Source organism: Flavobacterium chungbukense, from assembly GCF_020805785.1.
Taxonomy (GTDB): Bacteria; Bacteroidota; Bacteroidia; order Flavobacteriales; family Flavobacteriaceae; genus Flavobacterium; species Flavobacterium chungbukense.
The window spans coordinates 605,230-629,970 of sequence record NZ_JAJGZV010000001.1; the positions used below are offsets into that span (position 1 = coordinate 605,230).

The window sequence follows — 24,741 nt, forward strand, 5'->3', positions numbered from 1 at the left end:
CCTTAAATTTATTCATAAATTTTAATCAAACAACTCATCTACAGATAAATATCTTTCACCTGTGTCATAATTGAAAGTTAGAATTACGGCATTTTCGGGTATGTCTTTTAGCTTTTTAGCAATGGCGGCGAGCGCTGCTCCTGTTGAAATTCCTGAAAATATTGCTTCTTCTCGAGTTATTTTTTTAGCGTAATGAAAGGATTCATTTTTTTCAACCGTTATGATCTCATCGATATATTCGCGATTAAAAACTTCTGGAATAAATCCTGCGCCAATTCCTTGAAATGGGTGAGGAGAAGGCTGTCCACCACTTAAAACTGGAGATAAAGCCGGTTCAACGCCGAAAGTTTTTAGCTTTGGAAAATGTTGCTTTAATATTTTCGAAACGCCTGTAATATGTCCGCCAGTTCCAACTCCAGAAATCAGGTAATCGATTCCGTCTGGAAAATCGGCTAAAATTTCTAAAGCTGTGGTTTTTTCGTGAATGGCAACATTAGCTTGATTCGTAAATTGCGATGGAATAAAAGAGTTTTTGGTGATGGAAGCTAATTCTATCGCTTTTTCAACCGCTCCCGATGTTCCTTTTTCTCTTGGCGTTAAAACAAATTCTGCTCCATAAGCATTTAGAATTTTTCTGCGTTCTATACTCATCGATTCTGGTATAACTACAATCACTTTATAGCCTTTTACAGCTGCAACCAATGAAAGTCCGATTCCAGTGTTTCCAGAAGTTGGCTCGATAATAATAGTGTCTTTATTGATTAATCCTTTTTGTTCTGCATCTTCAATCATCGCCAAAGCAATTCGATCTTTGATGCTAGATCCTGGATTTGTTTTTTCTATTTTAATCCAAACCTCGTGAGATGTAAAAAGCTTGTTTAATCTAACGTGAGGCGTATTTCCAATTGTTTCTAAAATGTTTTGATATTTCATGGCAATCTTAATATTAAATCGAATAAAAAATAGGTTCAGGAAACGGATTGTTGTCTTTGACCTTCATTTCATTTTTATGATAAACAACCGAATTCGAAGGAACGGAATAAGTTAGCCAAACATTTCCGCCAATAATAGAATCTTTTCCAACTATAGTTTGACCACCAAGAATGGTACTGTTTGCATAAATAACCACATTGTCTTCAATGGTTGGATGCCTTTTAATGAATGCTTCTTCTTTTTTTACGCTCAAAGCGCCAAGCGTAACGCCTTGATAAATTTGTACATTATTGCCAATTATTGTCGTTTCTCCAATTACAATTCCTGTTCCGTGATCGATTGCAAATTCGTCACCAATTTGTGCTCCGGGATGAATTTCTATGCTGGTTTTAATATGCGCATATTCTGAAAAGGTTCTTGCCAAAAGTCTCAAGTCTTGATGCCATAACTGATTGGAAAAGCGATAAACCGCAATAGCAAAAAAGCCAGGATAGGCGTAAAGCACTTCTTCTATAGATTTTGCGGCTGGATCTTTAGCGTAAATGGTTTCAGCGTCATTTAATGTTTTTCGATATAATTCGGGAAGCGCCTTAAAGAATGTTATAGATTGTTTAAGGCTTTCATTTTTGTCGGAAGTATAATTTCTAAGAATTTCATTAAATTCTTTTTCCAATACTTCAAATTTATGTTCGATAATAGGTAAGTGCCCAAATGATTTTGAAGTGTTTGAAAATAAAACAGAGAACAAATCCTCAATAAATTGATGAATGTCTTTTTTTTGAGGCAGTATTAGTAAGCTTTGATGTTTTTTTGCTATTTCTTGATAAAATGAATTCATAACATAGTTTTTTTTGGTTTGTAACTAACAGCTTTACCATAACTCAGCTTTAATGCATCACTATTTGTATCAATTTTTTGATGCCACAGTAATCTATTTGATGCGAATTACAACAAAGAGATTTCTCAAAGTACAATAAGTAGGAAAGTGTTTGGGATGTAAAAGGAGTCGTTTTGATGTCGATTTTATAAAATGAAAATTGAGTAACCGACGATTACGAAAGAATTAACAACAGAAACACATATAACCAAACGTGTTATATGTAAATTTTTTAGGAAAAATGTAAGTCGATATTTTTTCTGTTGTTTTCAAAATGTAGTTCTTTATGTTTTAAACTCTACTAATTCTATAGACAAAGTTAAATTTATTATAATAAAAACCAAGAAAAAAGATATTTTTATTTGAAATAGAAAATAGATATTTTGTGATTATTTAAATGAATTGAGTTTAATTGTTTGATTTTTAGGTTTTTGTGTGATTTGTTTTGCAAATAAAAAAAAGATAGAATAGTAAGTAAAAGGGCAAGCTTATACTTATTATTCTATCTTTTATTGTCTAACAAAATTCAAGTCAAATGAATTTTAGTGTTTTAAATTACTTTTTTAAAGCAGCGCCGCCTGGCATTGTTTCTGGTTTAAGTTTGAATTTACTGTATTCTACAACTCCCGTTTTATCTGCCCAGTCAAAATATTTGGCAGAAAGCTGGTTTACAATTCCAGGATTTTGAGCTGCAACATTGGTTGTCTCGCCTCGATCCGTTTCTAGATTATACAGTTCCCATTCGTAAGAAGGATAGATGGAAACCAATTTCCATTTTCCATCGCGAACGGCTCTATTTCCAGCTCTTTCCCAGAATAAAGGTTCGCCACGATTTACTTCAGAAGCATTTTCAAATAAAACAGGAAGCAAACTTTTTCCAGCTAATGGATTAGAACTAACACCGTTTAAATTTTTAGGATATTCAATTCCAGCCAAATCATAAAAAGTAGGAGCGAGGTCAATAATATGTCCAGTTCCTTTATCAATTCTTCCAGCCTTTATTTTTGAAGGAAACCAAGCGATAAATGGCGAACTGAAACCGCCTTCGTGCATATTATTTTTATATTGCTGCAAAGGTGTATTTGATAAATATGCCCAATTTTGTTCCTGATAATCAAATGATCCAGAAGTTCCAACTGGTCCTTCGTTTCGAACCAAACCTCTCCCTAACGGATTGTAAGTGTTAAATCCGCCTTGAGCGCCATTGTCAGAAATAAAAATAATCAGCGTGTTTTTGTCTTTTTTAAGCGCCTTTAATTTATCTAAAACTTTACCCACGTTTTGATCCATATTGTCTACCATTGCCGCGTAAACTTCCATTTTTGCTTTCCAAAACTGTTTTTCATCGTAAGTCAGTTTGCTCCATTCTGGAACTTCTGGATCTCTTGGCGAAATGGTTTGGTTGGGAAGTAAAATGCCATTGGCTTTTAATTTCTCAATTCTTTTTTCTCTCAAAACATCCCAGCCTTCATCAAATTTCCCGCGGTATTTGGCAATATCAACTGGTTTTGCCTGCAACGGCCAATGCGGAGCGGTAAAAGCCAAATACAAAAAGAATGGCTTGTTTTCTTTGTTTTGTTCGTCTAAGAAAGTCACGGCATTATTTCCGATTTCGTCTGTAAAATAATAAGAATCATCTTTTGGATGCAGTTCTTCGTTATTGCGAATTAATTTTACGGGATAAGGTGTTTTTCCGAAAGGCAAAGGTTTCGTATCGAAATAATTAGAAGCACCTTTTAAAATGCCATAAAATTTATCAAAACCTCTTTGGTTTGGCCATTGCGCTTGATCTTCAGAACCAACATGCCATTTTCCAGATAGAAGCGTGCTGTATCCGCCTGAACGAAAAACTTCGCCTAAGGTTAAAGATTCTTTGTTTAAATAACCTTGATAGGCAGGCAATCCTAAATTGACATCAAAAAAACCAACGCCCGCTTTGTGCTGATATTGACCCGTTAATAATGAAGCTCTTGTTGGTGCGCAGATAGAATTATTGTAAAATTCACGAAGACGAGTTCCTTCTTTTGCCAATCGATCTAAGTTTGGAGTGCTAATTTCCGACCCGTAATTTCCTAAATCTGAATAGCCCATATCGTCAACCATAATCAAAATAATGTTGGGTTTCGATGTATTATTCTGCGCATTTGATTTAGAAATAGTTGCCGCTCCAGATAGAAGGAAAGCAAGTGCAATGTTTTTAAGTTTGGAATTCATGGTATTATATTTTTGTTTTTAATTTCATCACTTTAATTATTTACTGAAAAGTAAAAAAGCGATGATAAGCGTAATAATGATATTGAATAATTGTGCAATCAAGAAAGCGATGAAAGGTTTCTTGCTGTTATTTTGAAGCAAATCTTTAAAATTGGTTTCTAAACCAATGCTGGTAAAAGCCAATGCAAACCAAAGTCCTTGAAGGTTTTTTAGACTATCTTTTACTGCGTCGCGAGTTTCTGGCGCAACGAAAAAAGAAAAAACAATTGAAGCGGCTATAAAACCTATAACGAATTTTGGAAAACGTTCCCAAATTACATTAAGCGTTGGTTTTGATTCTAAAGTTTCTCCAGATTTGTTGTGTGTGTATGTCCAATAAACAGAAATAGCAAAAGCGGCGATTCCCAATAATACATTTTGAGAAAACTTTACAATGGTACTAATTTTTAATGCCGTTTCGCCAACCAAAGTTCCAGAAGCAACCACAGCGCCAGAAGTATCAATACTTCCTCCGAGCCAAGCTCCCGTAACTTCTTCAGGGAAATTGAAATATTTAGCAATAATGGGCATAAAAATCATCATCGGAATTGCAGTTACCAAAACAATAGAAATTACATAAGATAATTTTTTAGAATCTCCTTTTATCGCGCCCGAAGTTGCAATCGCAGCAGAAACGCCACAAATGGAAACTGCACTAGAAATCATCATCGTTAATTCGTCGTCAACTTTTAATTTCTTGCAAAGCCAAAAAGCAAAATACCAAACGGATAAAACGACAATTAATGCCTGAATTAATCCTAAAGATCCGGCTTTTAGAATATCTGAAAAAATAACACTGGTCCCCAATAAAACCAATCCGATTTTGACAAAAACTTCTGTAGAAAGGGCCAATCGAAACCAGTCGGGAAGTTTGAAAAAGTTTCCAATCGCTAAACCAATTAGTAAACTAAAAATAACCGCTTCTAAATTGATGGATTTTATAGCTGAATTTCCTGCGAGAATTAACGCAATTAAGGTCAAAACATAAACTATTGGAAAAGTAAATAGAAAATATTTTACGGATTTTCCAATTAAAAAAGCGCCAAAAGTTCCAATAGAAATTAAATAGATAAATTGAATAAAAAGTATTTTAAGGTTATTAAAATCAAATACTTTCGCTGTTAAATCGGTAGAATTGGACCAGCTAAAAACTGGAACTTCGGGAAGAAAGATAAAAAGTGAAATTCCGATGATTATAAATCCGAGAATTACAACGGTCCAGTCTTCGTGAATAGTAAATGGTTTGGGTTGAGTTGACATTTGTTGTTTAATTAATGTTCTTATCCTAACAGGTTTTAAAAACCTGTTAGGTATGATTTTCAGGTTTCTAAATCACAACCAGTATGTAATGGATATTAGATCAAGGAAACTTTTTATTTTGATAGGGAATACTTTATAGCTAAATACCTAACAGGTTTTTAAAACCTGTTAGGATATCTAAATTAGTTAAATCGATTATATATAATCGGTTTTGTATAATTACAAATCGACAAAGTATTTTTGTTTGCCAAAATCGAATTCATAATATGTTAAATTAGGCCAAAGTGGTTTAATTAACCCTTTTTCCCAAGTTTGTAATGCGGTTTGTAATTCTTTTACTTTTTCAGGATTTTTTGAAGCCAGATCGGTAGTTTCAGATTTGTCTTTGGCGAGATTATAAAGCCATGTTTCGTGTGTTTTTCCACTTACAATCAATTTCCAGTCGCCACTTCGAATCGCTTTTGCATCGCCCGAACGCCAGAATAAATCTTTGTGTGCTTGTTTGTTTTCGTTTACGGTTTTAACTAAATCTACGCCGTCGTAAACTCTGTCTTTCGGCAAATCAGAACCAATTGCAGCAGCGATGGTAGAAAAAATATCCAAAGTACTCACAGGCGTTTTGTAAACGGTATGCGATTTTATTTTTCCTATCCACGAAAGTGCAAAAGGAACATTAATTCCGCCTTCAAAATGAGAAAATTTACCGCCTTTTAATGGCGCATTAGTTGTGGCAAAGGTGTAATCCGCACCACCGTTGTCACTTGCAAAAAAGATTAAAGTATTTTCTTCAAGACCTTCTTTTTTTACTTTTTCACGGATTCTTCCAATCGCATCGTCAAGCGCGCTAATCATCGCAAAATAGACACGTTTGTTTTCGTCTTTCACATTCGGGAAACGATCATAGTATTTTTTACGAACTTGAAATGGCGTATGCGGCGCATTAAACGGAACATATAATAAAAACGGTTTTGTTTTATTTTTATCAATAAAAGCTTCTGCCTCATCAGCAAATTTTTCTGTTAAATAGGCTTTTTCATCAATAATAGTACTATCACGACGGATTTGTCCGATTCCGACGCGGCCTTTTCCCCAAATCATTTTATCGGTAAAATCTTTATGATGATGATTGATAATATCTGGATTGTTGTCTTCTGGCGCAAAAAGCGAGAACGCCTGATAAAATCCGTAATGATAATCGAAACCACGATCTAGAGGAAAAAATCCTTTGTTGTGTCCCAAATGCCATTTACCAATTATACCAGTGCTGTACCCTTGACGTTTAGCCAAATCTGCAAAAGTGATTTCAGATTTTGGTAAACCTTGCGTTGCGATTGAAGCATCATTTGGATATTCGATTTTATCATTTAATCTCCAATTATTGGTATTCATGATATATTTAAAAGCGTAATATTCTAAATTGTTTTTCGGATAACGATCGCCCGGCTGATATTCGTGCCCAAAACGTTCCTGATATCTTCCTGTAATCAATCCGGCTCTAGAAGGCGAACAAATAGAAGAGGAAACATAACCTTCTGTAAAAGTGACACCTGATGCCGCCAAAGAGTCGATTTGTGGAGTTGGAGTCGATTTTCCGCCGTAGAGCGAAATATCATATTTCCCTAAATCATCAGCCAGTAAAATGATAATATTAGGCTTTTTTAATGAAGTTGCAGAAGTGTCTTTTTGAGCAAGAAAAGCAGCTTTTCCTGCTGCTAATTTTTCATCGGTTTTGACTAATGTTCCGTCGGTATTAATTGGCCAGAATAAAAAGGCTGCGAGAAGAACAAGCACGATTAAAATGGGAACAACAATTTTGGTTATTTTTTTATAGTTTGCCATATTTTGGTAGTAATCTTTTGAATTTTGGTTTTGCGTTTTTTAATTTTTTCATATACGGTTTGTCAGGCTGAGCGAAGTCGAAGCCCAAACAAGTAGCTCCGTAACGAAAATTAATCTTTGTAGAGTTTCTAACGTGGGCTTCGACTTCGCTCAGCCTGACAAAATTGTATCCAACTTTGCTCTCAAATTACATTATCATTTCGAAGCCAAAGCCACATCAACATCTTTTTTCAAATCGCCTAAACCGTCTTTTTTCAAAATAATTTTACCATTTTGATATAAAATCAAGGTAGGGAAAACTTTTATCTTTTTTAAGTCAGCAATAACTTGCGGACTGGTTTCTAAATCAATTTCTACGATTTTTAAATTTTCTCCATATTGTGTTCTGATGGTTTCTAAAACTGGTTTTACTTTTGTACAAGCACCGCAATATTTAGAACCAATATCTACTAAAACAGTTTTATTATCGGCAACAATTTTATTGTATTCAGAAAGCGTTAATTTGCTTTTAGAATTGGTATAAAAAGGTTTTCCGTTTCCGATCCAGTTGGCAATTCCACCTTCTAAACTGTACGCTTCTTTAAAACCGCTTTTTAATAATTCGTCAGCTAACCAAACGCTTCTTCCTGCTCCAATTGAATAGGTAAAAACGGGTTTAGATTTGTCTAATTTGGCTACTTGTTTCGCGTAGTCTTTCGATTCTAAATTGAAATTTACAGCACCATTAATATGGTTTAAAGCGAATTCTTCTGGACCTCTGGCATCGATTATCTGTGGTTTTTTCTCCGCTTGAATTTTATTGTAAAAAACATCCAATGAAACGGTATTTGAACTTTTATTTTGCGAAAAACCTATTACTGTAAAAAGCAAAATAAGTGCTGAAATGCTATTTTTTATGCTATTATTTTTCATGATGGAAAGGTTTTGATAAAAGCTGGCAGTGTATTCAACCTTAATTTGAATACACTGCCTACTTTATATTTTTAATATATTTTTTAAAATTAAGCCTGCTCTAAAACTGGAGTCTGTTCTTCAGTCTGCACTGTGTTTTCTACAGGTTTGGCTTTTAATGGAAAAGCTAATACGCCTTCTGCAAGAGAACTTCCTTCTTTTTTAGATTTGAATATTGGCCACAAAAATTGAGCATACCATTCTTCTTGTTTGTATGATTTTGTTCCGTAAGATTCTGGGAATTTACGAGTGATTAAGCCTGTTCCAAAAATCATATCCCAAATAAAGAACATGTTTCCGAAGTTTCCTTTAAAGTGTCCAACACCGTCTCCGCTTGTGTCTGCGTGATGCGCATGGTGTGTTGCAGGAGTAGAAATTAATCTTTCTAAAACCCAAGCAATTGGATGTAAAACTTTGTATTTGTAGAAAGGTTTGTCCCAAGCAATACTAGAGTGCGCGCCCAAAGTGATGATGCTTTTAATTACTAAAACAAATAAAGCAGGTAATCCTAAACCTAAATAAGTTAAAGTTGCAGTTAAATAGATTTGTGAAAAGAAAACGGTGTAAATAAAGTTTTGTCTAGAAGCCATTGCCATTCCCATGTAAGGAGCAGAGTGGTGTGTTCTGTGAAAACGCCATAAAAACGGAACTTGATGATGTAATCTGTGGTACCAATATTGCGTTAAATCATCAGCAATTGCGATTAAGAAAAATCCTCCCCAAAATGGAACCCATGATAATGAATTTGCCGCATTTGGTAATAAATAAGGTAAAGCCGTTAAGCTGAAAAAAGCAATCACAGGTGGTAAAAGTAATTTTGGTGCTAAGAAACAAACAATATCAATTTTACGTTCTTCACCAGTCCAATCATCATCGTATAATCCTGCCGCAAATTCTACAATTCCTAGTACAATTGTGAATACTATTAATCCCCAAGATCGGATATTAGCAAAAACGGGTTGCGCAAATTCTAACCAAGAAGGTAATGTCAAATGTGATTCGCTTACAGCTCCTCCAGTTAATTTAAAATAAAGGTAAATTGCCAATACTGGCAATGAATAAATGAAGAAACTAATTGTTAAGTCTCTCGTTAATTTTTCTTTTTGAACTATTGCCATGATCTCTTATTTTAAAAATTGATTAATTATTGTTAAACCTCCAGCCAAAATAGCCAGCGGAACTAAAAATAGGATTATCCCAACGACAATCTTTTTTCCTATAATTTCATAATCTACTCGTTTCATCTCTCTGATTTTTAATAGTTAATGTAAAACTAAACAAAATATCTTTTAATTCTATGGATTTAGTAGGATTAAATTGTTTGAATTTTTAACTTTTTTGTTATAAATGATACTTTTATTTTACTTTTTGAATGGTGGGAAGTGTTTCAGCTGTTAAATTTTCTCTAAGTTTTTCTGAAGGCAAATACAAACGAATGATTAAACTCGTTTTTTGAACATTGTTGATCGGAAGCCAGTTTTCTTTTTTCTCTGTTCCCGACAGATTGATTTTATAAGAAGTACTATCTGCTTCGTATTTAACGTCTTCCAAGTTGTAGCTGTATTTGTTGATTGGATTTTTAATTAAAAAACCGTTTTCATCATAAGCGGTAATGCTCCAGTATTTGGCGTCGAGTTTTTTACCGTTAATCACGTAATCTGATTTTGGATCTAAAGCATTTCCTTCGCTGTCTGTACTTGTGCTTAAGTAAATTACTTCTTTTTTCGTCAAAGCGTAAGGACCGTAAACTGCAACCTGAGCAATTGTCAATAAATCGGCTGTGCTGAGGTCTTTGTATTTATCAACGGTCTTCCAGTTGCCAATCGTTCGCTGCGAGTCACTTTTTCCTGAATGGATATTGTAAATACCAACTCCGCTTCCTAAAACTACAGCCAATAGAACTAAGCCTAGTCCGATTGCTATTTTCTTAATTTTTTGATTTAAAGCCATTTTGATTTGATTTTAAAATTAATTCGATAACTTTTCTACCGTAACTCCATGCTGTAATTCTGCCAATGTCTTAACAGGATATGCTTTTGAAACCAAATAACGAAACAGAATCAATCCTTTTGTTGTCGGACTGTAAATGATTTTTTCTTTCGGAATATTTTTCAAAACTTCAGCAGTACTTCCTTCAGGAGCTAAATAATATTCAAATTTTGCTTTTACTTTTTCTTCGTTTTCTACAAAATAATTGGTTGTGTTTTCCTGATAAGCAGAAATTGACCAATAAGTTGAATCGGGAACAATTCCAGAGATTTTCAACACATTTTCTTTCAAATCATAATTGATTGTAGAATACAAGAAATCAGGATTTGGAAGCGGAATCACTCTGCTGTTTTCAGCATTTGGCTGCTCTCCGAATCTTGGTGTGTTCACATAACCCAAACTTTTTTCTGCAAATTTATTTTGAACGTAATACGGAACTGCCCATATCGTTAAGTAGTAAAAAGTCACTGCAATTACTACAAGGACTAAAGCAAAAATGCCTTTCTTGATAAGTGGTTTTGTTGCTGCCATAGTTTACTTTTTTAATATCAGAGCTATTAATTATTTAACAGCTCTGATAATATTATTATTTGTTTTTCTTATGAATGCGCTGTCTCAAAACATCTTGCCAATCTATTAGCGGATAAAGATTATTTTTCTTCGCTTGATTGTCAAATTCGGCCTGAAGCTCTTTCAATTTTTCCGGGTATTTTTTAGCTAAATCGACTCTTTCGTTAAAGTCCGTATTTAGATTGTATAATTCCCAAACGTCATTATCAAAATTACTTGGCTCGTCTTTTTTAGATAAAGCATCATTTTGAGTAATATCAATATAATCAGGATGATGCGGCGCCGAAGCTTTCCAGCCATCTTTATAAAGTGATCTTGAACCAAAAATATAGTAATGCTGAATTTTATGTCTTGAAGGCGCTTTCGCATCAGCGTAAGAATAGGCTAGAGAAGTTCCTTGAATAGAATCCTGAGCTATTCCTCTGATGGTTTCTGGCGCTTTAATTCCGACCGTCTCTAAAGTGGTTGGCAGAATATCAATTACGTGTCCGTATTGGTTACGAATTCCCGGCGTTTTAATTCCTTTTGGATAATAGATAATCAAAGGATTTCTTGTTCCTCCTTCAGAATGTGCATCTTGTTTTAAATTTCTAAACGGAGTATTTGCTGCCAAAGCCCATCCGTGCGGATAATTTTCTTTTGTTGCGGCTGGAGTTCCTAATAAATTAGTCTTAGCTAAATTAGATTTCAAAGACTCTTCTTTAATTTTTGGATCAGAAAGTTTTCTAAAAGATTCATCAATTAAACCAATTGAACTACCTTCTTTACTAGCTCCGTTATCTCCTAAAACAATATAGAAAATAGTATTATCCAACTGATTAATAGATTTCAGATGATCTACAATTCGGCTTACTTCATAATCAGTGTATTCTAGATATCCAGCGTATATTTCCATAAACTGAGCATATAGTTTTTTCTCATCTGGAGATAAAGTACTCCAAGCAGGCACGTAAGAATCACGAATTGTCAGTTTTGCATCGGAAGGAATTAATCCTAATTTTTTCTGATTGGCAATTACTTTATCGCGATAAGCATCCCAACCATCATCAAATTTGCCTTTGTATTTATCGCTCCATTGTTTTTCTACTTGATGTGGAGAATGTGTTGCTCCCGGCGCATAGTATAAAAAGAATGGTTTGTTTGGCGCCGCATGTTTCTGACGATCAATGTATTTGATTGCTTTATCTGTAATTAATTCGCTTAAATGTTTCCCTTTTAAATCGGTTACAAATTCGTTTTTAGACTTGTCTTTTTCGGCACCGTTTAGTTTTGTGCTTCCGTTTAACCAAGTTTGGTCTTCCACCAAATCAGGATTATATTGATCGGTTTGTGAACCTAAGAATCCGTAAAAATGTTCGAAACCTTTTCCAGTTGGCCATCTGTCAAACGGGCCTGCATCTGTAGCATCTTCGTCTGGAGTTACACCGTATTTTCCAACAGCAAAAGTGTTGTAACCGTTGTCACGCAAAATCTCTGCAATTGTTCCCGCCGAAGAAGGAAGTCTTCCATCCCAGCCAGGAAATCCTGCTGACATTGAAGTGTGAGAGAAACCTCCAACATGAACAGCGTGCGAATTACGCCCAGTCAATAAAGCAGAACGTGTTGGCGCACAAATTGCTGTAGTGTGGAAGTTGGTGTAACGCAATCCATTATTGGCTAATTTTTCAAATGTTGGCGTATTGATTAATCCTCCAAAAGCGCTTGTTGCTCCAAAACCAACATCATCCAATAAAATCCAAACTACGTTTGGTGCGCCTTCTGGAGCTTTTGCTGGCTCAATCCAATATTCTTTAGAATCGGCTAAAGTTTTGCCCACAACACCTTTATAATTTGGATCAGGTTTTAACTGTCCAAAAACAAATTGTGCAAAAAGTAAAGCTGTAAACAAAAGACCTTTTTGCGGAGTTTTGAGATTTGGTATTTTATTTTTTATTTTTTTCATCTTTATAAGTTTATCCTGCAAGGTTTCCAAAACCTTGTAGGTATGATTTTCAAACCCTAGAAATCGTTAAAGATTTTTCTGGTTGGATATTTGAAACCTACAAGGTTTTGAAAACCTTGCAGGTTGTGTAATCATTATTTTGTAGTTTCTGTATCCGCAGGTTTAGTTACTTGCTTTACTAAATCTTGAAGTGTCTTACCTTTTTCAGCACCTGAATTATGAATCCTTCTGTTGTAAACATCCTGCCAGTCAATCAACGGATAAACATTGTTTTCTTTTGCCTGTTCATCAAATAATTTTTGAAGTTCAGCTAATTTTTCAGGATATTTTTTAGCCAAGTTGTTGCGCTCGTTAAAATCTTCGTTTAAGTTGTATAATTCCCAAACATCAGTATCGAAATTACTTGCAGCTGGTTTTTCACTTTTTCCTAAAGATTGTTTTACCGCAAATGAATCTGGTAAATGTGCAGCCGAAGCTTTCCATCCGTCTTTATAAATTGCTCTGTTTCCAAAAATGTAGTAATACTGTACTTTATGTAGCGATTCTGCTTTTGGATTATCTAAAGAAGCCTTAAAAGTTGAACCTTGAATAATATCTTGTTTGATATTTTTGATATATTCTGGCGCTTTAATTCCAGCAATATCTAAAGTTGTAGGAAGTAAATCTGTTACATGGCTGTATTGATTTCTAATTCCGCCTTTGTCTTTAATTCCGTTTGGATAAAAAACAATCAAAGGATTTCTTGTTCCTCCTTCAGAATGTGCATCTTGTTTCCAGTTTTTGAAAGGAGCATTTGTAGCTTGCGCCCATCCTAAAGGATAATTCGTATTTAAACCTTTTGCAGTTCCAATTTCTCCAATATTGTTTAAGTTGCTTTGAAGATTTTCTTCATCCGATTTTCCTTGAGAAAACAAACTTTGATTAATCGTTCCTTGCAAAGTACCTTCTTTACTCGCTCCGTTATCTCCAATAGCAACAAAAATTAAAGTATTATCAAGTTGTCCGCTTTGTTTTAAATAATCTACAACTCTTCCAATTTCATAATCGGTATAAGTTAAGAATCCAGCGTAAACTTCCATGAATCTTGCATATACTTTTTTCTGATCTGGTGTTAATTTTTTCCATTCTGTAATAAGTGCATTGCGTTCTGGTAAAACTGCATTTGCAGGAATCGTTCCTAATTTTTTCTGATTTGCTAATACTTTTTCACGATAAACATCCCAGCCTTCATCAAATTTTCCTTTGTATGGTTCAACCCATTTTTCGGCTACCTGATGAGGTGCGTGAACTGCTCCAGGCGCGTAATACAAGAAAAATGGTTTTCCCGGTGCCGCTTTTTGCTGTTTTTGAATGTAGCTGATTGCTTTATCAGTAATTAATTCATTTAAATGACGTCCGTCAGGTTTAATGTGAACTTGATCTTCCACCAAATCAGGATTGTATTGATCGGTTTGAGAACCTAAGAATCCGTAGAAATGATCGAAACCTTTTCCAGTTGGCCATCTGTCAAACGGACCTGCATCTGTTGCATCTTCATCTGGAGTTACGCCGTATTTTCCAACAGCAAAAGTATTGTACCCGTTTTCACGTAAAATCTCTGCGATGGTTCCTTTATCAGAAGGAATTCTTCCGTCCCAACCTGGAAAACCAGCTGATAAAACCGTATGAGAAAATCCGCTAACGTGAACTCTTCCTGAATTTCTTCCTGTCAATAATGCAGCGCGCGTTGGAGCACAAATTGCTGTGGTGTGGAAGTTGGTATAACGAAGTCCGTTGTTGGCAAGATTATCAAAAGTTGGCGTGTTGATTAAACCTCCAAAAGCAGATGCCGCTCCAAATCCGACGTCATCCAATAAAATCCAAACCACGTTTGGACCACCTTTCGGCGCTTTTACAGGATCTGGCCAATATTCTTTAGAATCGGCTAAAGTTTTACCAATAGTTCCTTTAAACTCTTGCTGTTCTTGCGCAAAGCCAAATTGTGCAACCAGCAATGCCGTAATCAAAAGCCCTTTTCCAGAGCTTTTGATTGTAGTGGTATTTTTAAAATTTTTCATCTTTTAATAGTTTTTTGGTTATAAGGGTTTCTGGTTACCAAACTTTTTTTAACACATAGATTCATAGTTTTTAGAATCGATAAAAGGCGTTTCACTTTTTTAAAGGCACATAGTAATCTATGTGTGAAAAATATGTTTTTCTTTAAACTTCTTTTATTCAAAAATTAATTCTATGTTTCTATGTGTTTAAAAATTAATAGTTAATATCCAGGGTTTTGTGGTAAACCGTCAGGGTTGATATTTCTTTCACTTTGTGGAATCGGATAAAGATTATTTCTTTCCGAAACAGAGTTTTTAGCCGTTACTTTTTTCACTTCTGTAACCAAAGTTCCCCATCTCACCAAGTCAAACCATCTTTGTCCTTCTTGAACAAATTCTTTTTTGCGTTCTTCCTGAATTGCCGCTCTAAAAGTGGTTTGATTTAATCCGATTAAATCAACTGTTACATCTGGAGTTGTAATGGCTTTTCCAAATGCTCTTCTTCTAACTTGATTGATCAATTCATAAGATTCTGCAGTTGGTCCGCTTTGTTCATTTATCGCTTCCGCTAATGACAAAAGAATGTCTGCGTAACGAATAATAGGAAAGTTAATGGCTACGTTTCCAGGTGTTGCCAAGTTGGTTAAATCCAAATATTTTTTGAAAATTGGTTTTGGAAAAGTATAAAGTGTTCCAGTAGCCGGATTAAGTAATTGTTTGGCATAACTTACATCTCTTCTTTTATCTCCAGGTGCATAAATGTCGTAGAATAGCGCCACATCAGAAACGATATCTGCTGGTTCAGTTGCAGTAAATCCTGTGAAAGAAGTGGCTTGAAAAGTACTTCCGCTAGAACCGTTTCCTGCCTGATTTGGCTCAAACTGTACAGAGAAAATATGTTCTTTTCCGTTCTTTTTAGTTTTAGTAAAAATGTCTTGAAAATCTTCAAACAAAGCATATCCGTAACCACCATTAATTACTTCTCTAGCTTTTAAAATTGTATTTGGCCAATCTTTTCTTGTGATGTATACTTTTGCTAAAATTGCTTTTGCAGCTCCAGAAGTTGCACGTCCCGCGTCTGCAGCACTGTAAGTTGCAGGTAAACTTTCAGCATCTGTTAAATCTTTAATGATTTGAGTATAAACTTCTTCAGCAGTGGCACGATTCGTTTTTAAATTACCTAATTGAATAGAAGTTGCTTCATGCAAAACAATCGGAACTCCGCCCCAAAGACGAACTGCTTGAAAATACAATAATCCTCTGATGAATTTAGCCTCGTTAATTAATCTTGTTTTTACAATTTCATTTCCAGTTACTTTCGGAATATTATCAATAGCAACATTGGCTCTGTTGATTCCTGCATAAATTTGTCTCCAAGCTACTTGGACACGGTCGGTAGTGGCATCGTGAGTTAGCGCGCTCATCGCTCTTACCTGCGGATTGGTTGCAGAAACTCCAGCAGCTGCATAATCTGAACCCATATCAGTTAAGAAATAAAGGTTTCTTCCAAATAAACTTTGTTCTCCTGGATCAAGGCTTAAAGAAGCATAAACAGCAGTTACACTTGCTACAGCATCATCTTGAGTATTAAAATAATTGGCTTCGGTAACAAAAGAGTTTGGTGTTACCTCAAGCTCCGTGCACGATACCAGTAAACCGGCACTTAAAAGGAATGTTATAATGATCTTTTTCATTTTGATATATTTTTTTTCTTAGAAAGTTACGTTCAAGCCCGAGATGAATGTTTTTGAGTTTGGATAAGATCCAAAATCAATTCCCGGATATAAGTTGTTTTGTTCGTATGAACTTACTTCTGGGTCATATCCAGTGTATTTTGTCCATGTAATTAAATTTTCTGCAGAAACATAGAATTTCACACTTTTTGTTCCTAATTTTTTAGAAACACTTTTTGGTAACGTGTAACCTAATGTGATTAATTTTAATCTTAAGAAAGAAGCATCTTCTACATATCTTTCAGAAACAATTCCTAAAGGAGAACTTGTTGCTCTCGGAATTTCATTACTTGGGTTTGTTGGTGTCCAACGATCATTTAACGTAGCCGCTGCATTTGTTCCAAGAGTAGAAATTTCTAATTGCTGATTTAGAGCGTTGAAGATTTTTCCGCCATAAGATCCTTGGAAAGAGAAATTCAAATCAAAATCATTGTATGAAATCGTGTTGCTGAAACTTCCAACAAATTTTGGCTGAGAAGTCCCTAAATTTCCTTTATCCAAAGCGTTGATCACCCCATCGCCATTTGCATCTACATATTTTCTATCTCCAATTTTTGTATTGGCTAAACTGTTGATTTTTGGCTGCGTGTTTACTTCTTCCTGAGTTTGGAAAATTCCGTTTGTTCTGTATCCCCAGAAAGTTCCTAAAGGCAGACCTACTTTTACAATTACGGGTTGTTGCTGCAATAATGATCCATTTGGTACTACAGGGAAAAATTCGTTAACGCCATTTCCAATCTCGGTAACTTTATTTCTGTTTAGAGAAAAGACTAGATTTGAATTCCATGCAAAATTTTCTGTTTTCAAGTTTTCTGTTGTCAAACCAACTTCAAAACCTTTGTTTTCAACTCCACCAATGTTTTGAAGAACAGTTGCATAACCTGAACTCAACGGAACAGGAACACTAATCAATAAATCTTTTGTCTTTTTATAATACACATCAAAAACAAAATTGATTTTTCTGTCAAGTAAAGACAAGTCTAAACCGACATTGTATTGATCTGTTTTTTCCCATTTCAAATCAGGATTTGCCAATCGGGTAGGAGCGATACCAGTATACAATGTTCCTCCAAAAGAATAGTTTACAGAGCCCATTTGAGCCAAAGCAAGATAATTTCCAATTTCTTGGTTTCCTGTGGTTCCGGCTGTAATTCTAAGTTTAGCTTCGGTTACACCTTTAATGTTGTTGGCAAATTCCTCATCGGTAATGTTCCAAGAAAAACCTGCAGAAGGAAAGTAGCCCCAAAGAGATTCAGAACCAAATCGAGAAGAACCATCGGCACGGCCTGATAACGTTAAATTGTATTTTCCTTTATAAGAATAATTAACTCTTGCTAGCCACGATTTCAATACACTTTCATAAGCGTCACTATAAGGTTTTACAGCTACACCATCTTGAATCGCATTATAAGTATTAGCATCATTAACAAAAGTATTTGCTCCTGCATTTACTACTTCTCCTTTTGTATATTGAAGTGTGTAACCGCCTAAAGCAGAAAATTTATGATTTTCTCCGAAGTTGGTATTATAATTTAATGTGTTTTCATTTAAAACAGAACTTACAATTCTGTCTCCAATAGATGCTAAACCTTTTGTTCCAGCTCCATTTGAAGTATTTGCTGGTGCATAATAATTTTGTTTTGTATTGATAACATCACCACTAACAGCAACTTTCGCAGTCAATTTTTTAGTGACTTTGTATTCACCAAATAAACTGGTTAAAATTCTATTGATTTTAGTTTCGTTGATTGTATTTTCCAAATCATTAATCGGATTCGGAACATAACCATTTACAGAAGTAGCATAAGGATTATTGGTTACGTTGTAACTTCCGTCAGCATTTTTTATCGGAACTACAGGAGCAGTCAATAATACACCAACTAAAGGATTTGGATTTCTTCCTCCACTGCTACTCGCACCAACACCATTTGAAATAGAATTAGTATAGTTGGCATTTACACCAAATTTAAAATTTTGAGAATAATTTCTTTCGTAATTCGCACGAAGTGAAATACGTTTGAAATCGGTTGCTATTACAACTCCGTCCTGATCAAAATATCCTGCAGAAATAGAGTATCTAGATCTTTCATCACCACCAGAAAAAGATAAATTATGACTTTGAATAGGCGCTGCGGTTCTAAAAGCTTCAGACTGCCAATCGTAACTTCCAGAAGTTTTAAAAGCCTCAATTTGTGCAGCAGTAAATGAAGGTGCCTGACCGATACTTGCTTGAACATCATTTCTTAAACTTGCCCATTCGCTGGCATTCATTAATTTCAATTTTTTTGAAACATTTTGAAATCCGAAATAACCTTGGTATGAGATATTATCTTGTCCCTTTGTTCCTTTTTTAGTCGTAATAATCACAACTCCATTAGCACCACGAGAACCATAGATTGCTGTTGCAGATGCATCTTTCAGAACTTCGATCGATTCGATATCTGCGGGATTTATAGTCGATAATACGTTTACGCTTGCACCTGCATAAGTCACACCAGCAGAACTGTTAGCATTATCATTATAAATTAAGATTCCGTCCACAACATAAAGTGGTTCGTTACCCGCTGTAATTGAGTTTCCTCCACGAATACGTACACTGGAAGAGGCACCTGGACGCCCCGAACTTTGTGTAACTACAACCCCAGCAACAGCACCTCTTAAAAGGTTATCTGCAGATGAAGTTACCTGAGATAAATTGGCTTTTGGTACAGAAGCTACAGAACCTGTAATATCCTTTCTTTTTTGAGTTCCGTATCCTACAACTACCAGTTCATCAAGTTCTTGGCGTTCTTCTTTTAAGTTGATGATTACCGGATTCTTTTCTACAATAACTTCTGCTTTTTTGTATCCAATGTAGCTTACAATTAGTGTGTAAGGAAATTTCTGTCCGGTTTGAAAATAGAATTTTCCTTCGGCATCTGTAATAACACCGTGAGTTGTTCCTTTGATAGTAACAGAAGCACCTATAATGGGCTGATTTGTAATGTCATCCACTACAGTTCCGTCTAGTTTTGACTGAATAAGCGGGGTAGTATTTTGGGCTTGTATGCCTGCCGTTATGAAGAGTAGAAACAGCAGTATGTGTATGTTTAACTTTTTTTTCATTTCTTTGTGTTGGTTTTAAGTAATTAACAAGACGCCCTGAGCACTGTTTATACAGCACTCTAAAAAGTGTTCTTGATTTAGTGATAAATGTTCTTTAAGCCTCGCCATTTCTGTTGCCGCAGAAATGGCTTTTTTTATTTACAGCAACAGGTTTGCATTGTTTTCATTTTAGTTTTTTTTAATTGTTAGTTATTTTAATTTTTGAAATATAGGCATGGTTTCAAGAATCAATCAGATGCAGTAAATGCAATTGAAAGATTTTTGTGTAAACTCAATAAATATTTTCGGTGATGAATTTTTAAGAAATCTGCTTTTGGAAAATGGTATAAAAAGCACATAATTTAAAAGTAGGTTTTAACAACAGAAACACATATAACAGAAAGTGTTATAAGTGTATACTTTAGGAAGAATGTAATGCGATATGCTTTCTGTCGTTTTCACAATAATAATTTTTATGTTTGAAACATTATTTAAACTCTACTAATCCTATAGACAAAGTTAATTTTTATATAATAAAAACCAAAAGTTTGTAAAGTTTTTTTTGAAAAATATTCATTTCTAGCGCTTTCTGTAAAACTAATTTTTATTTAACCCCTTATTTTTAAAGGCTTAGGAGCGAATTTGTAATTCAGGTAAATGTTAAGAAAAATAATAATTGAGTATTTAAAATGTAGTATTTTACACTTGTTTTTTTTGCTTTTAAATTCATGTAAAATTTAAAAGCAAGTACAAAAACGTCAAGATAAAAGAAAAAGATGCTTTAGTTTTGTTTTCTAATTAGAAAACAATCGAACTTTTAGTGTATAAATTGCAAAATTAAACTCAAGAAAATTTAAACTTTAAATAATTACACATAATTATTTAAAATTCTTACAATAGAACGTTTATAAATATTGGTGTTCATTTAAAAAAACTGTTTGTTATTTATTGTAATTGGTTAATATATTGTACTTTAGAATGTTTTATATTAAAGACTAAATTATCTTTAATATGATATATGTCATATTTTGTAAGTATTTAAGATTTTAATTTTGTTGCATTATTGAAGTGCAGCTTATTTCAATAATATTTAAAATTTTGATATGAATAACCTTTCTCAATCACACCGTATTTTATTTTTAAATACACTAGCCTTTACAGTATGTTTTGCTTGCTGGACATTAAATGGTGTTTTAGTAACTTTTTTGGCAGATAAAGGAATTTTTAATTTTACTGTTATTGAAACAGGATGGCTTTTAGGAATTCCAATTCTTTCAGGTTCTATTTTTAGACTTCCAATCGGAATTTTAACGGATAAATACGGTGGAAAAATTGTTTTTTCAACTTTACTTTTATTGTGTTCTATTCCGCTCTTTTTATTGCCTTTTGCTAATTCTTTCTGGAGTTTTGCCGTTTTAAGTTTTTTCTTCGGATTAGTAGGGACCAGTTTTGCCGTTGGAATTGGCTACACATCTGTTTGGTATCCAAAAGAGTGGCAGGGAAGAGCGTTAGGTATTTTCGGAATGGGAAATGCTGGTGCGGCAATTACGACTTTCATTGCACCGACTTTATTAAACAATTTATCAGAGAAAGATCCAGTAAATGGTTGGAAAATGCTGCCCATTATTTATGCGGCTGTTCTCGTAATTATTGGAATACTTTTTATTGTTTTTGCTAAAAACAAAACCAATCACGGCGTTTCAAAAAACATAACAGAATTATTATCCCCGCTCAAAAAAACTAGAGTTTGGCGTTTTGGAACGTATTACTTTTTAGTTTTTGGCTTTTTCGTTGCTTATTCGCAATGGCTTCTTCCCAATTTTATGAATGTTTACGGTACAACTTTAGTAATGGGCGGAATGTTTGCTACAATGTTCAGTCTGCCTTCTGGAGTAATCAGGGCTTTTGGTGGATATCTTTCAGATAAATTCGGAGCCAGAAAAGTAATGTATTGGGTTTTAGGTTCTTCAATTGTAATTAGTTTTTTATTGATGTTTCCTAAAATGGAAATTTTTACTGCGGGGCCAGGTGTAATGGCAATGAATAATGGTGTTGTAACAGAAATTGCTGCAGATAAAATAGTCGTAAACGGAAAAGCACATCTAATAGAAGCCAAGAAAGATGCTGAAATAAACAGGCAATCTGTTTTTCCAGTAAAAACTTCTTGGCAGGAAATTGTTGTAAAACAAAATCAAGAAGTCAAAAAGAAAGAATTATTGGCGCAGGGAGTAACACAAATAAACTTTAGTGCCAATCTATGGGTTTATTTGGTATTGGTAATCCTTATTGGAATTTCTTGGGGAATCGGAAAAGCTGCAGTTTATAAACACATTCCGGAATATTTTCCAAATGAAGTCGGAGTTGTAGGTGGAATGGTTGGTTTAATAGGAGGTCTAGGAGGATTTTTAGGTCCAATAATCTTCGGATATCTTCTCAATTACACAGGATTATGGACAAGTTCTTGGATATTTATTTTCCTAGTCTCTGTTCTTTGCCTTCTATGGATGCATCGAACAATCATAAATGTGACGAGAACTAAATTACCAAATTTTACAAGAGATATAGAAAGCAATCATTAAAAAAATAAACATATGAAAACTTGGTTAGACAAATGGGATCCAGAAGATGAAGCTTTTTGGAATGCTGGCGGAAGTAAAATTGCATGGAGGACATTAATAATAACAACAATAACTTTAATCTTATCATTTGCTTCTTGGTTTATGATGAGCGTGATAGCCGTTAAACTACCTGGATTAGGATTTAATTTTTCTAAAGATCAGCTCTTTTGGTTAACAGCTATTCCAGGACTTGCCGCTGGATTTTTAAGAATTATTCATACTTTTTTATTACCCATTTTCGGAACACGTCATATCGTATCTTTTGCAACAGCGATAAAATTAATTCCAGTTATCGGGATTGGTTTTGCCATTATGAATGTCAATACGCCCTTTTGGGTTTTTGCCGTTTTAGCCTTTACAACAGGTTTTGGAGGAGGAGATTTCTCATCCTATATGCCAAGTACGAGTTTATTTTTTCCTCAGAGATTAAAAGGAACTGCGTTAGGGCTACAAGCCGGAATTGGAAATTTTGGTGTTTCGATCGCGCAATTTGTTACACCGCTGATTATCAGTTTGGGAATTTACGGTGCAGCATCTAATTTTACAAGTGTTGATCCTAAAGAAACTTTAGCTCTTTTAGAAACATCAAGTTTAGAAAAACAAAAGGAAGTTTTTGCGACATTTGATACAGAAGTTCAAACTAAAATACTTTCTAATGCAAAGCAAAATGTAATTGATTCGGTAAGTACCGCAGTAAATTCGACAGATAATGTTATTATTTTTAATGCCTTACCAATAAAAGCTAAAGCAAAAGCCATTGCAAACGCAAATCCGAAACTAGCTGAAAAAATCTTAGACAACATCGAACCTGATAATACAGCGGTTAAAAAATCAGAAATATACTTGCAGTCTGCCGCATTTTGGTACGTTCCATTTTTAATAATCATGGCAATTTTAAGTTGGTTTTATTTAAGAAGTATTCCAATGATGGCTTCTGTAAAAGAACAGATGGATATTTTCTCAAACAAACATACTTGGTATTGCATAATAACTTATGTAATGACTTTTGGAACTTTTGCAGGATTATCTGCTGCTTTTCCGTTAATGATTAAATTTCTTTACGGAGATTTTCCAAATGCACCAGATCCTTTAGTATATGCGTTTTATGGACCATTATTAGGTTCTGCCAGCCGAATTGCTTTTGGATTTGTGGCTGATAAAGTTGGAGGAGCAATTTTAACAACGATTACAGGTTTGGGAATTTTGGCAGGAGCAATCATATTGGTAACACAAGGTTTAGTTGCACCAACCAGCATGGAACAATTTCCACTTTTTGTTACCGTAATTTTAGCCATGTTCTTTTTTACAGGAATTGGAAATGCAGGTACTTTTAGACAATATCCAATCATATTTAAAGAAAATCCACGTCAGGCAGCAGGAGTTATTGGATGGACAGCTGCAATCGCTGCTTTTGGACCTTTTATTTTTTCTAAATTAATTGGAAATAACATATCTGCTAATGGTACTGTAAATCAATTCTTTATTGGTGTTGCTATTTTCACTATATTAGCTACAGGTATCAATTGGTGGTTCTACAATCGTAAGAATTGTGAAAAACCAAGTTAAATAAGTAATCATTTAATTTATTAAAGATGAAAAATAAAACGTTTAATACCAAAGCTTTACTTGTTGCAACTTTGGTTTCTGTATTGACCATTGTACTCGTTTTTTATGGTTCCAGAAAACTGCAAAATTTTGATGCAGCATTAGTTACTTATTTATTCGGAACTGTATTTGCTTTCTTCGGAATCGTATATCGTTATACCGTTTGGTTGCAAAGACCTCCAACTTGGATGTATTTTAAAAGAAGTCTTAAATTCCTTTTTACCGGAAAAGTACTTTCTCATTTATGGTTTTTAGGAAAAGAAACCGCTCAGAATATCGTCGTTCAAAAATTTATTTACCCAAGAAGCAAATGGCGCTGGTTTGCCCATTTTTGTATTGCTTTAGGATGTTTGTCGGCATTTGCCATAACAATTCCGCTTACATTTGGATGGATTCACTTTACGCTCGCACCAAATTCAATTTCTATTTACGAAGCACATTTCTTCGGATTTAAAATGATGGATTTTAAAATAAATTCTTTTTTGGCTTTCCTGATTTTTCATGCCTTAAACTGGTCTTCGTGGTTAGTTATAATAGGATCTGTTTATTATTTAAGAAGAAGATTAACCAATCCCGGATTAATCGCAACACAGACTTTTGAAGGTGATTTATTACCCTTAATTTTATTAATAGCCATTTCTGTAACAGGTTTATGCTTAACATATTCGTATCAATTTATGAAAGGTTTTGCATATGATTTCTTAGCAGTAATACATGCCGTAACTGTAATCATGTTCTTGATTTGGATTCCGTTTGGCAAATTCTTTCATATCATTCAGCGCCCCGCGCAAATTGGAGCGCATATTTATAAACAAGAAGGAATTAAACAAGGAATGGCAGTTTGTCCGCATACTGGAGAAGAATTTGCAACCCAGCTTCATATCAATGATTTAAAAATTGTAACCAAAGAATTAGGTTTTGATTTTACTCATGAAGACGGAACTTCTCACCTTGATTTAAGCCCAGAAGGAAAAAGATCGCGCTTAGCAAAAGCACACTTAAAAGCTAGACTAGAAGGTGGAAATTTATTTGGATAATTATAAAAAAGTAT

General features: G+C 34.4%; 16 protein-coding genes. 3 read left to right on the forward strand and 13 right to left on the reverse strand.

Annotated features, from left to right (window positions below; genetic code table 11):
- Nucleotides 1-21: 21 nt before the first annotated feature.
- The 13 genes from cysK to LL966_RS02660 form a co-directional block, all read right to left on the reverse strand.
- The gene (cysK, locus tag LL966_RS02600; RefSeq protein ID WP_229349908.1) at nt 22-933 is read right to left on the reverse strand and encodes a cysteine synthase A; all 912 of its coding nucleotides are present in this window, start codon (nt 931-933) and stop codon (nt 22-24) included.
- A 13-nt stretch (nt 934-946) separates the two neighbouring features.
- Nucleotides 947-1,771: a serine O-acetyltransferase EpsC gene (epsC, locus tag LL966_RS02605; protein ID WP_229349910.1), complete on the reverse strand. Its 825-nt coding sequence runs from the start codon at nt 1,769-1,771 to the stop codon at nt 947-949.
- Between the two features lie 594 nt (nt 1,772-2,365).
- Nucleotides 2,366-4,024 (reverse strand): arylsulfatase, encoded by a 1,659-nt coding sequence (locus LL966_RS02610; protein ID WP_229349912.1) that lies wholly within the window; start codon nt 4,022-4,024, stop codon nt 2,366-2,368.
- A gap of 36 nt (nt 4,025-4,060) precedes the next feature.
- Complete coding sequence (locus LL966_RS02615) at nt 4,061-5,323, reverse strand: YeiH family protein (RefSeq protein WP_229349914.1); 1,263 nt, start codon at nt 5,321-5,323, stop codon at nt 4,061-4,063.
- Nucleotides 5,324-5,542: 219 nt separating this feature from the next.
- On the reverse strand, nt 5,543-7,162 hold the full coding sequence (locus LL966_RS02620; protein WP_229349916.1) for a sulfatase-like hydrolase/transferase: 1,620 nt from the start codon (nt 7,160-7,162) through the stop codon (nt 5,543-5,545).
- Between the two features lie 195 nt (nt 7,163-7,357).
- Complete coding sequence (locus LL966_RS02625) at nt 7,358-8,074, reverse strand: thioredoxin domain-containing protein (protein ID WP_229349917.1); 717 nt, start codon at nt 8,072-8,074, stop codon at nt 7,358-7,360.
- 89 nt (nt 8,075-8,163) lie between these two features.
- Complete coding sequence (locus tag LL966_RS02630) at nt 8,164-9,231, reverse strand: sterol desaturase family protein (RefSeq protein ID WP_229349919.1); 1,068 nt, start codon at nt 9,229-9,231, stop codon at nt 8,164-8,166.
- A 238-nt stretch (nt 9,232-9,469) separates the two neighbouring features.
- The gene (locus LL966_RS02635; RefSeq protein ID WP_229349921.1) at nt 9,470-10,063 is read right to left on the reverse strand and encodes a DUF1214 domain-containing protein; all 594 of its coding nucleotides are present in this window, start codon (nt 10,061-10,063) and stop codon (nt 9,470-9,472) included.
- A gap of 18 nt (nt 10,064-10,081) precedes the next feature.
- Nucleotides 10,082-10,633, reverse strand: coding sequence for a DUF1254 domain-containing protein (locus LL966_RS02640; protein WP_229349923.1), 552 nt, complete (start codon nt 10,631-10,633; stop codon nt 10,082-10,084).
- A gap of 55 nt (nt 10,634-10,688) precedes the next feature.
- Nucleotides 10,689-12,614, reverse strand: coding sequence for an arylsulfatase (locus LL966_RS02645; RefSeq protein ID WP_229349925.1), 1,926 nt, complete (start codon nt 12,612-12,614; stop codon nt 10,689-10,691).
- A 134-nt stretch (nt 12,615-12,748) separates the two neighbouring features.
- Entirely contained in the window at nt 12,749-14,671 is a 1,923-nt protein-coding gene (locus LL966_RS02650; RefSeq protein ID WP_229349927.1) for an arylsulfatase, read from the reverse strand.
- Between the two features lie 200 nt (nt 14,672-14,871).
- The gene (locus LL966_RS02655) at nt 14,872-16,344 is read right to left on the reverse strand and encodes a RagB/SusD family nutrient uptake outer membrane protein (protein WP_229349929.1); all 1,473 of its coding nucleotides are present in this window, start codon (nt 16,342-16,344) and stop codon (nt 14,872-14,874) included.
- Nucleotides 16,345-16,362: 18 nt separating this feature from the next.
- The gene (locus LL966_RS02660) at nt 16,363-19,488 is read right to left on the reverse strand and encodes a SusC/RagA family TonB-linked outer membrane protein (protein WP_229349930.1); all 3,126 of its coding nucleotides are present in this window, start codon (nt 19,486-19,488) and stop codon (nt 16,363-16,365) included.
- Between the two features lie 1,082 nt (nt 19,489-20,570).
- Here LL966_RS02660 and LL966_RS02665 point away from each other — a divergent pair.
- Genes LL966_RS02665 through LL966_RS02675 form a run of 3 tightly spaced genes read left to right on the forward strand, consistent with a single transcriptional unit; the run spans nt 20,571 to nt 24,727 of the window.
- Nucleotides 20,571-22,046: an MFS transporter gene (locus tag LL966_RS02665; RefSeq protein WP_229349932.1), complete on the forward strand. Its 1,476-nt coding sequence runs from the start codon at nt 20,571-20,573 to the stop codon at nt 22,044-22,046.
- Nucleotides 22,047-22,058: 12 nt separating this feature from the next.
- Nucleotides 22,059-23,651: a magnesium transporter MgtE N-terminal domain-containing protein gene (locus LL966_RS02670; RefSeq protein ID WP_229349934.1), complete on the forward strand. Its 1,593-nt coding sequence runs from the start codon at nt 22,059-22,061 to the stop codon at nt 23,649-23,651.
- A gap of 26 nt (nt 23,652-23,677) precedes the next feature.
- Nucleotides 23,678-24,727 (forward strand): MFS transporter, encoded by a 1,050-nt coding sequence (locus LL966_RS02675; RefSeq protein WP_229349935.1) that lies wholly within the window; start codon nt 23,678-23,680, stop codon nt 24,725-24,727.
- Nucleotides 24,728-24,741 lie beyond the last annotated feature (14 nt).

Bases quoted from the DNA above. Each gene is read 5' to 3' on its own strand.
- cysK (WP_229349908.1), bottom strand. From the start codon at position 933: ATGAAATATCAAAACATTTTAGAAACAATTGGAAATACGCCTCACGTT.
- epsC (WP_229349910.1), bottom strand. From the start codon at position 1,771: ATGAATTCATTTTATCAAGAAATAGCAAAAAAACATCAAAGCTTACTA.
- LL966_RS02610 (WP_229349912.1), bottom strand. From the start codon at position 4,024: ATGAATTCCAAACTTAAAAACATTGCACTTGCTTTCCTTCTATCTGGA.
- LL966_RS02615 (WP_229349914.1), bottom strand. From the start codon at position 5,323: ATGTCAACTCAACCCAAACCATTTACTATTCACGAAGACTGGACCGTT.
- LL966_RS02620 (WP_229349916.1), bottom strand. From the start codon at position 7,162: ATGGCAAACTATAAAAAAATAACCAAAATTGTTGTTCCCATTTTAATC.
- LL966_RS02625 (WP_229349917.1), bottom strand. From the start codon at position 8,074: ATGAAAAATAATAGCATAAAAAATAGCATTTCAGCACTTATTTTGCTT.
- LL966_RS02630 (WP_229349919.1), bottom strand. From the start codon at position 9,231: ATGGCAATAGTTCAAAAAGAAAAATTAACGAGAGACTTAACAATTAGT.
- LL966_RS02635 (WP_229349921.1), bottom strand. From the start codon at position 10,063: ATGGCTTTAAATCAAAAAATTAAGAAAATAGCAATCGGACTAGGCTTA.
- LL966_RS02640 (WP_229349923.1), bottom strand. From the start codon at position 10,633: ATGGCAGCAACAAAACCACTTATCAAGAAAGGCATTTTTGCTTTAGTC.
- LL966_RS02645 (WP_229349925.1), bottom strand. From the start codon at position 12,614: ATGAAAAAAATAAAAAATAAAATACCAAATCTCAAAACTCCGCAAAAA.
- LL966_RS02650 (WP_229349927.1), bottom strand. From the start codon at position 14,671: ATGAAAAATTTTAAAAATACCACTACAATCAAAAGCTCTGGAAAAGGG.
- LL966_RS02655 (WP_229349929.1), bottom strand. From the start codon at position 16,344: ATGAAAAAGATCATTATAACATTCCTTTTAAGTGCCGGTTTACTGGTA.
- LL966_RS02660 (WP_229349930.1), bottom strand. From the start codon at position 19,488: ATGAAAAAAAAGTTAAACATACACATACTGCTGTTTCTACTCTTCATA.
- LL966_RS02665 (WP_229349932.1), top strand. From the start codon at position 20,571: ATGAATAACCTTTCTCAATCACACCGTATTTTATTTTTAAATACACTA.
- LL966_RS02670 (WP_229349934.1), top strand. From the start codon at position 22,059: ATGAAAACTTGGTTAGACAAATGGGATCCAGAAGATGAAGCTTTTTGG.
- LL966_RS02675 (WP_229349935.1), top strand. From the start codon at position 23,678: ATGAAAAATAAAACGTTTAATACCAAAGCTTTACTTGTTGCAACTTTG.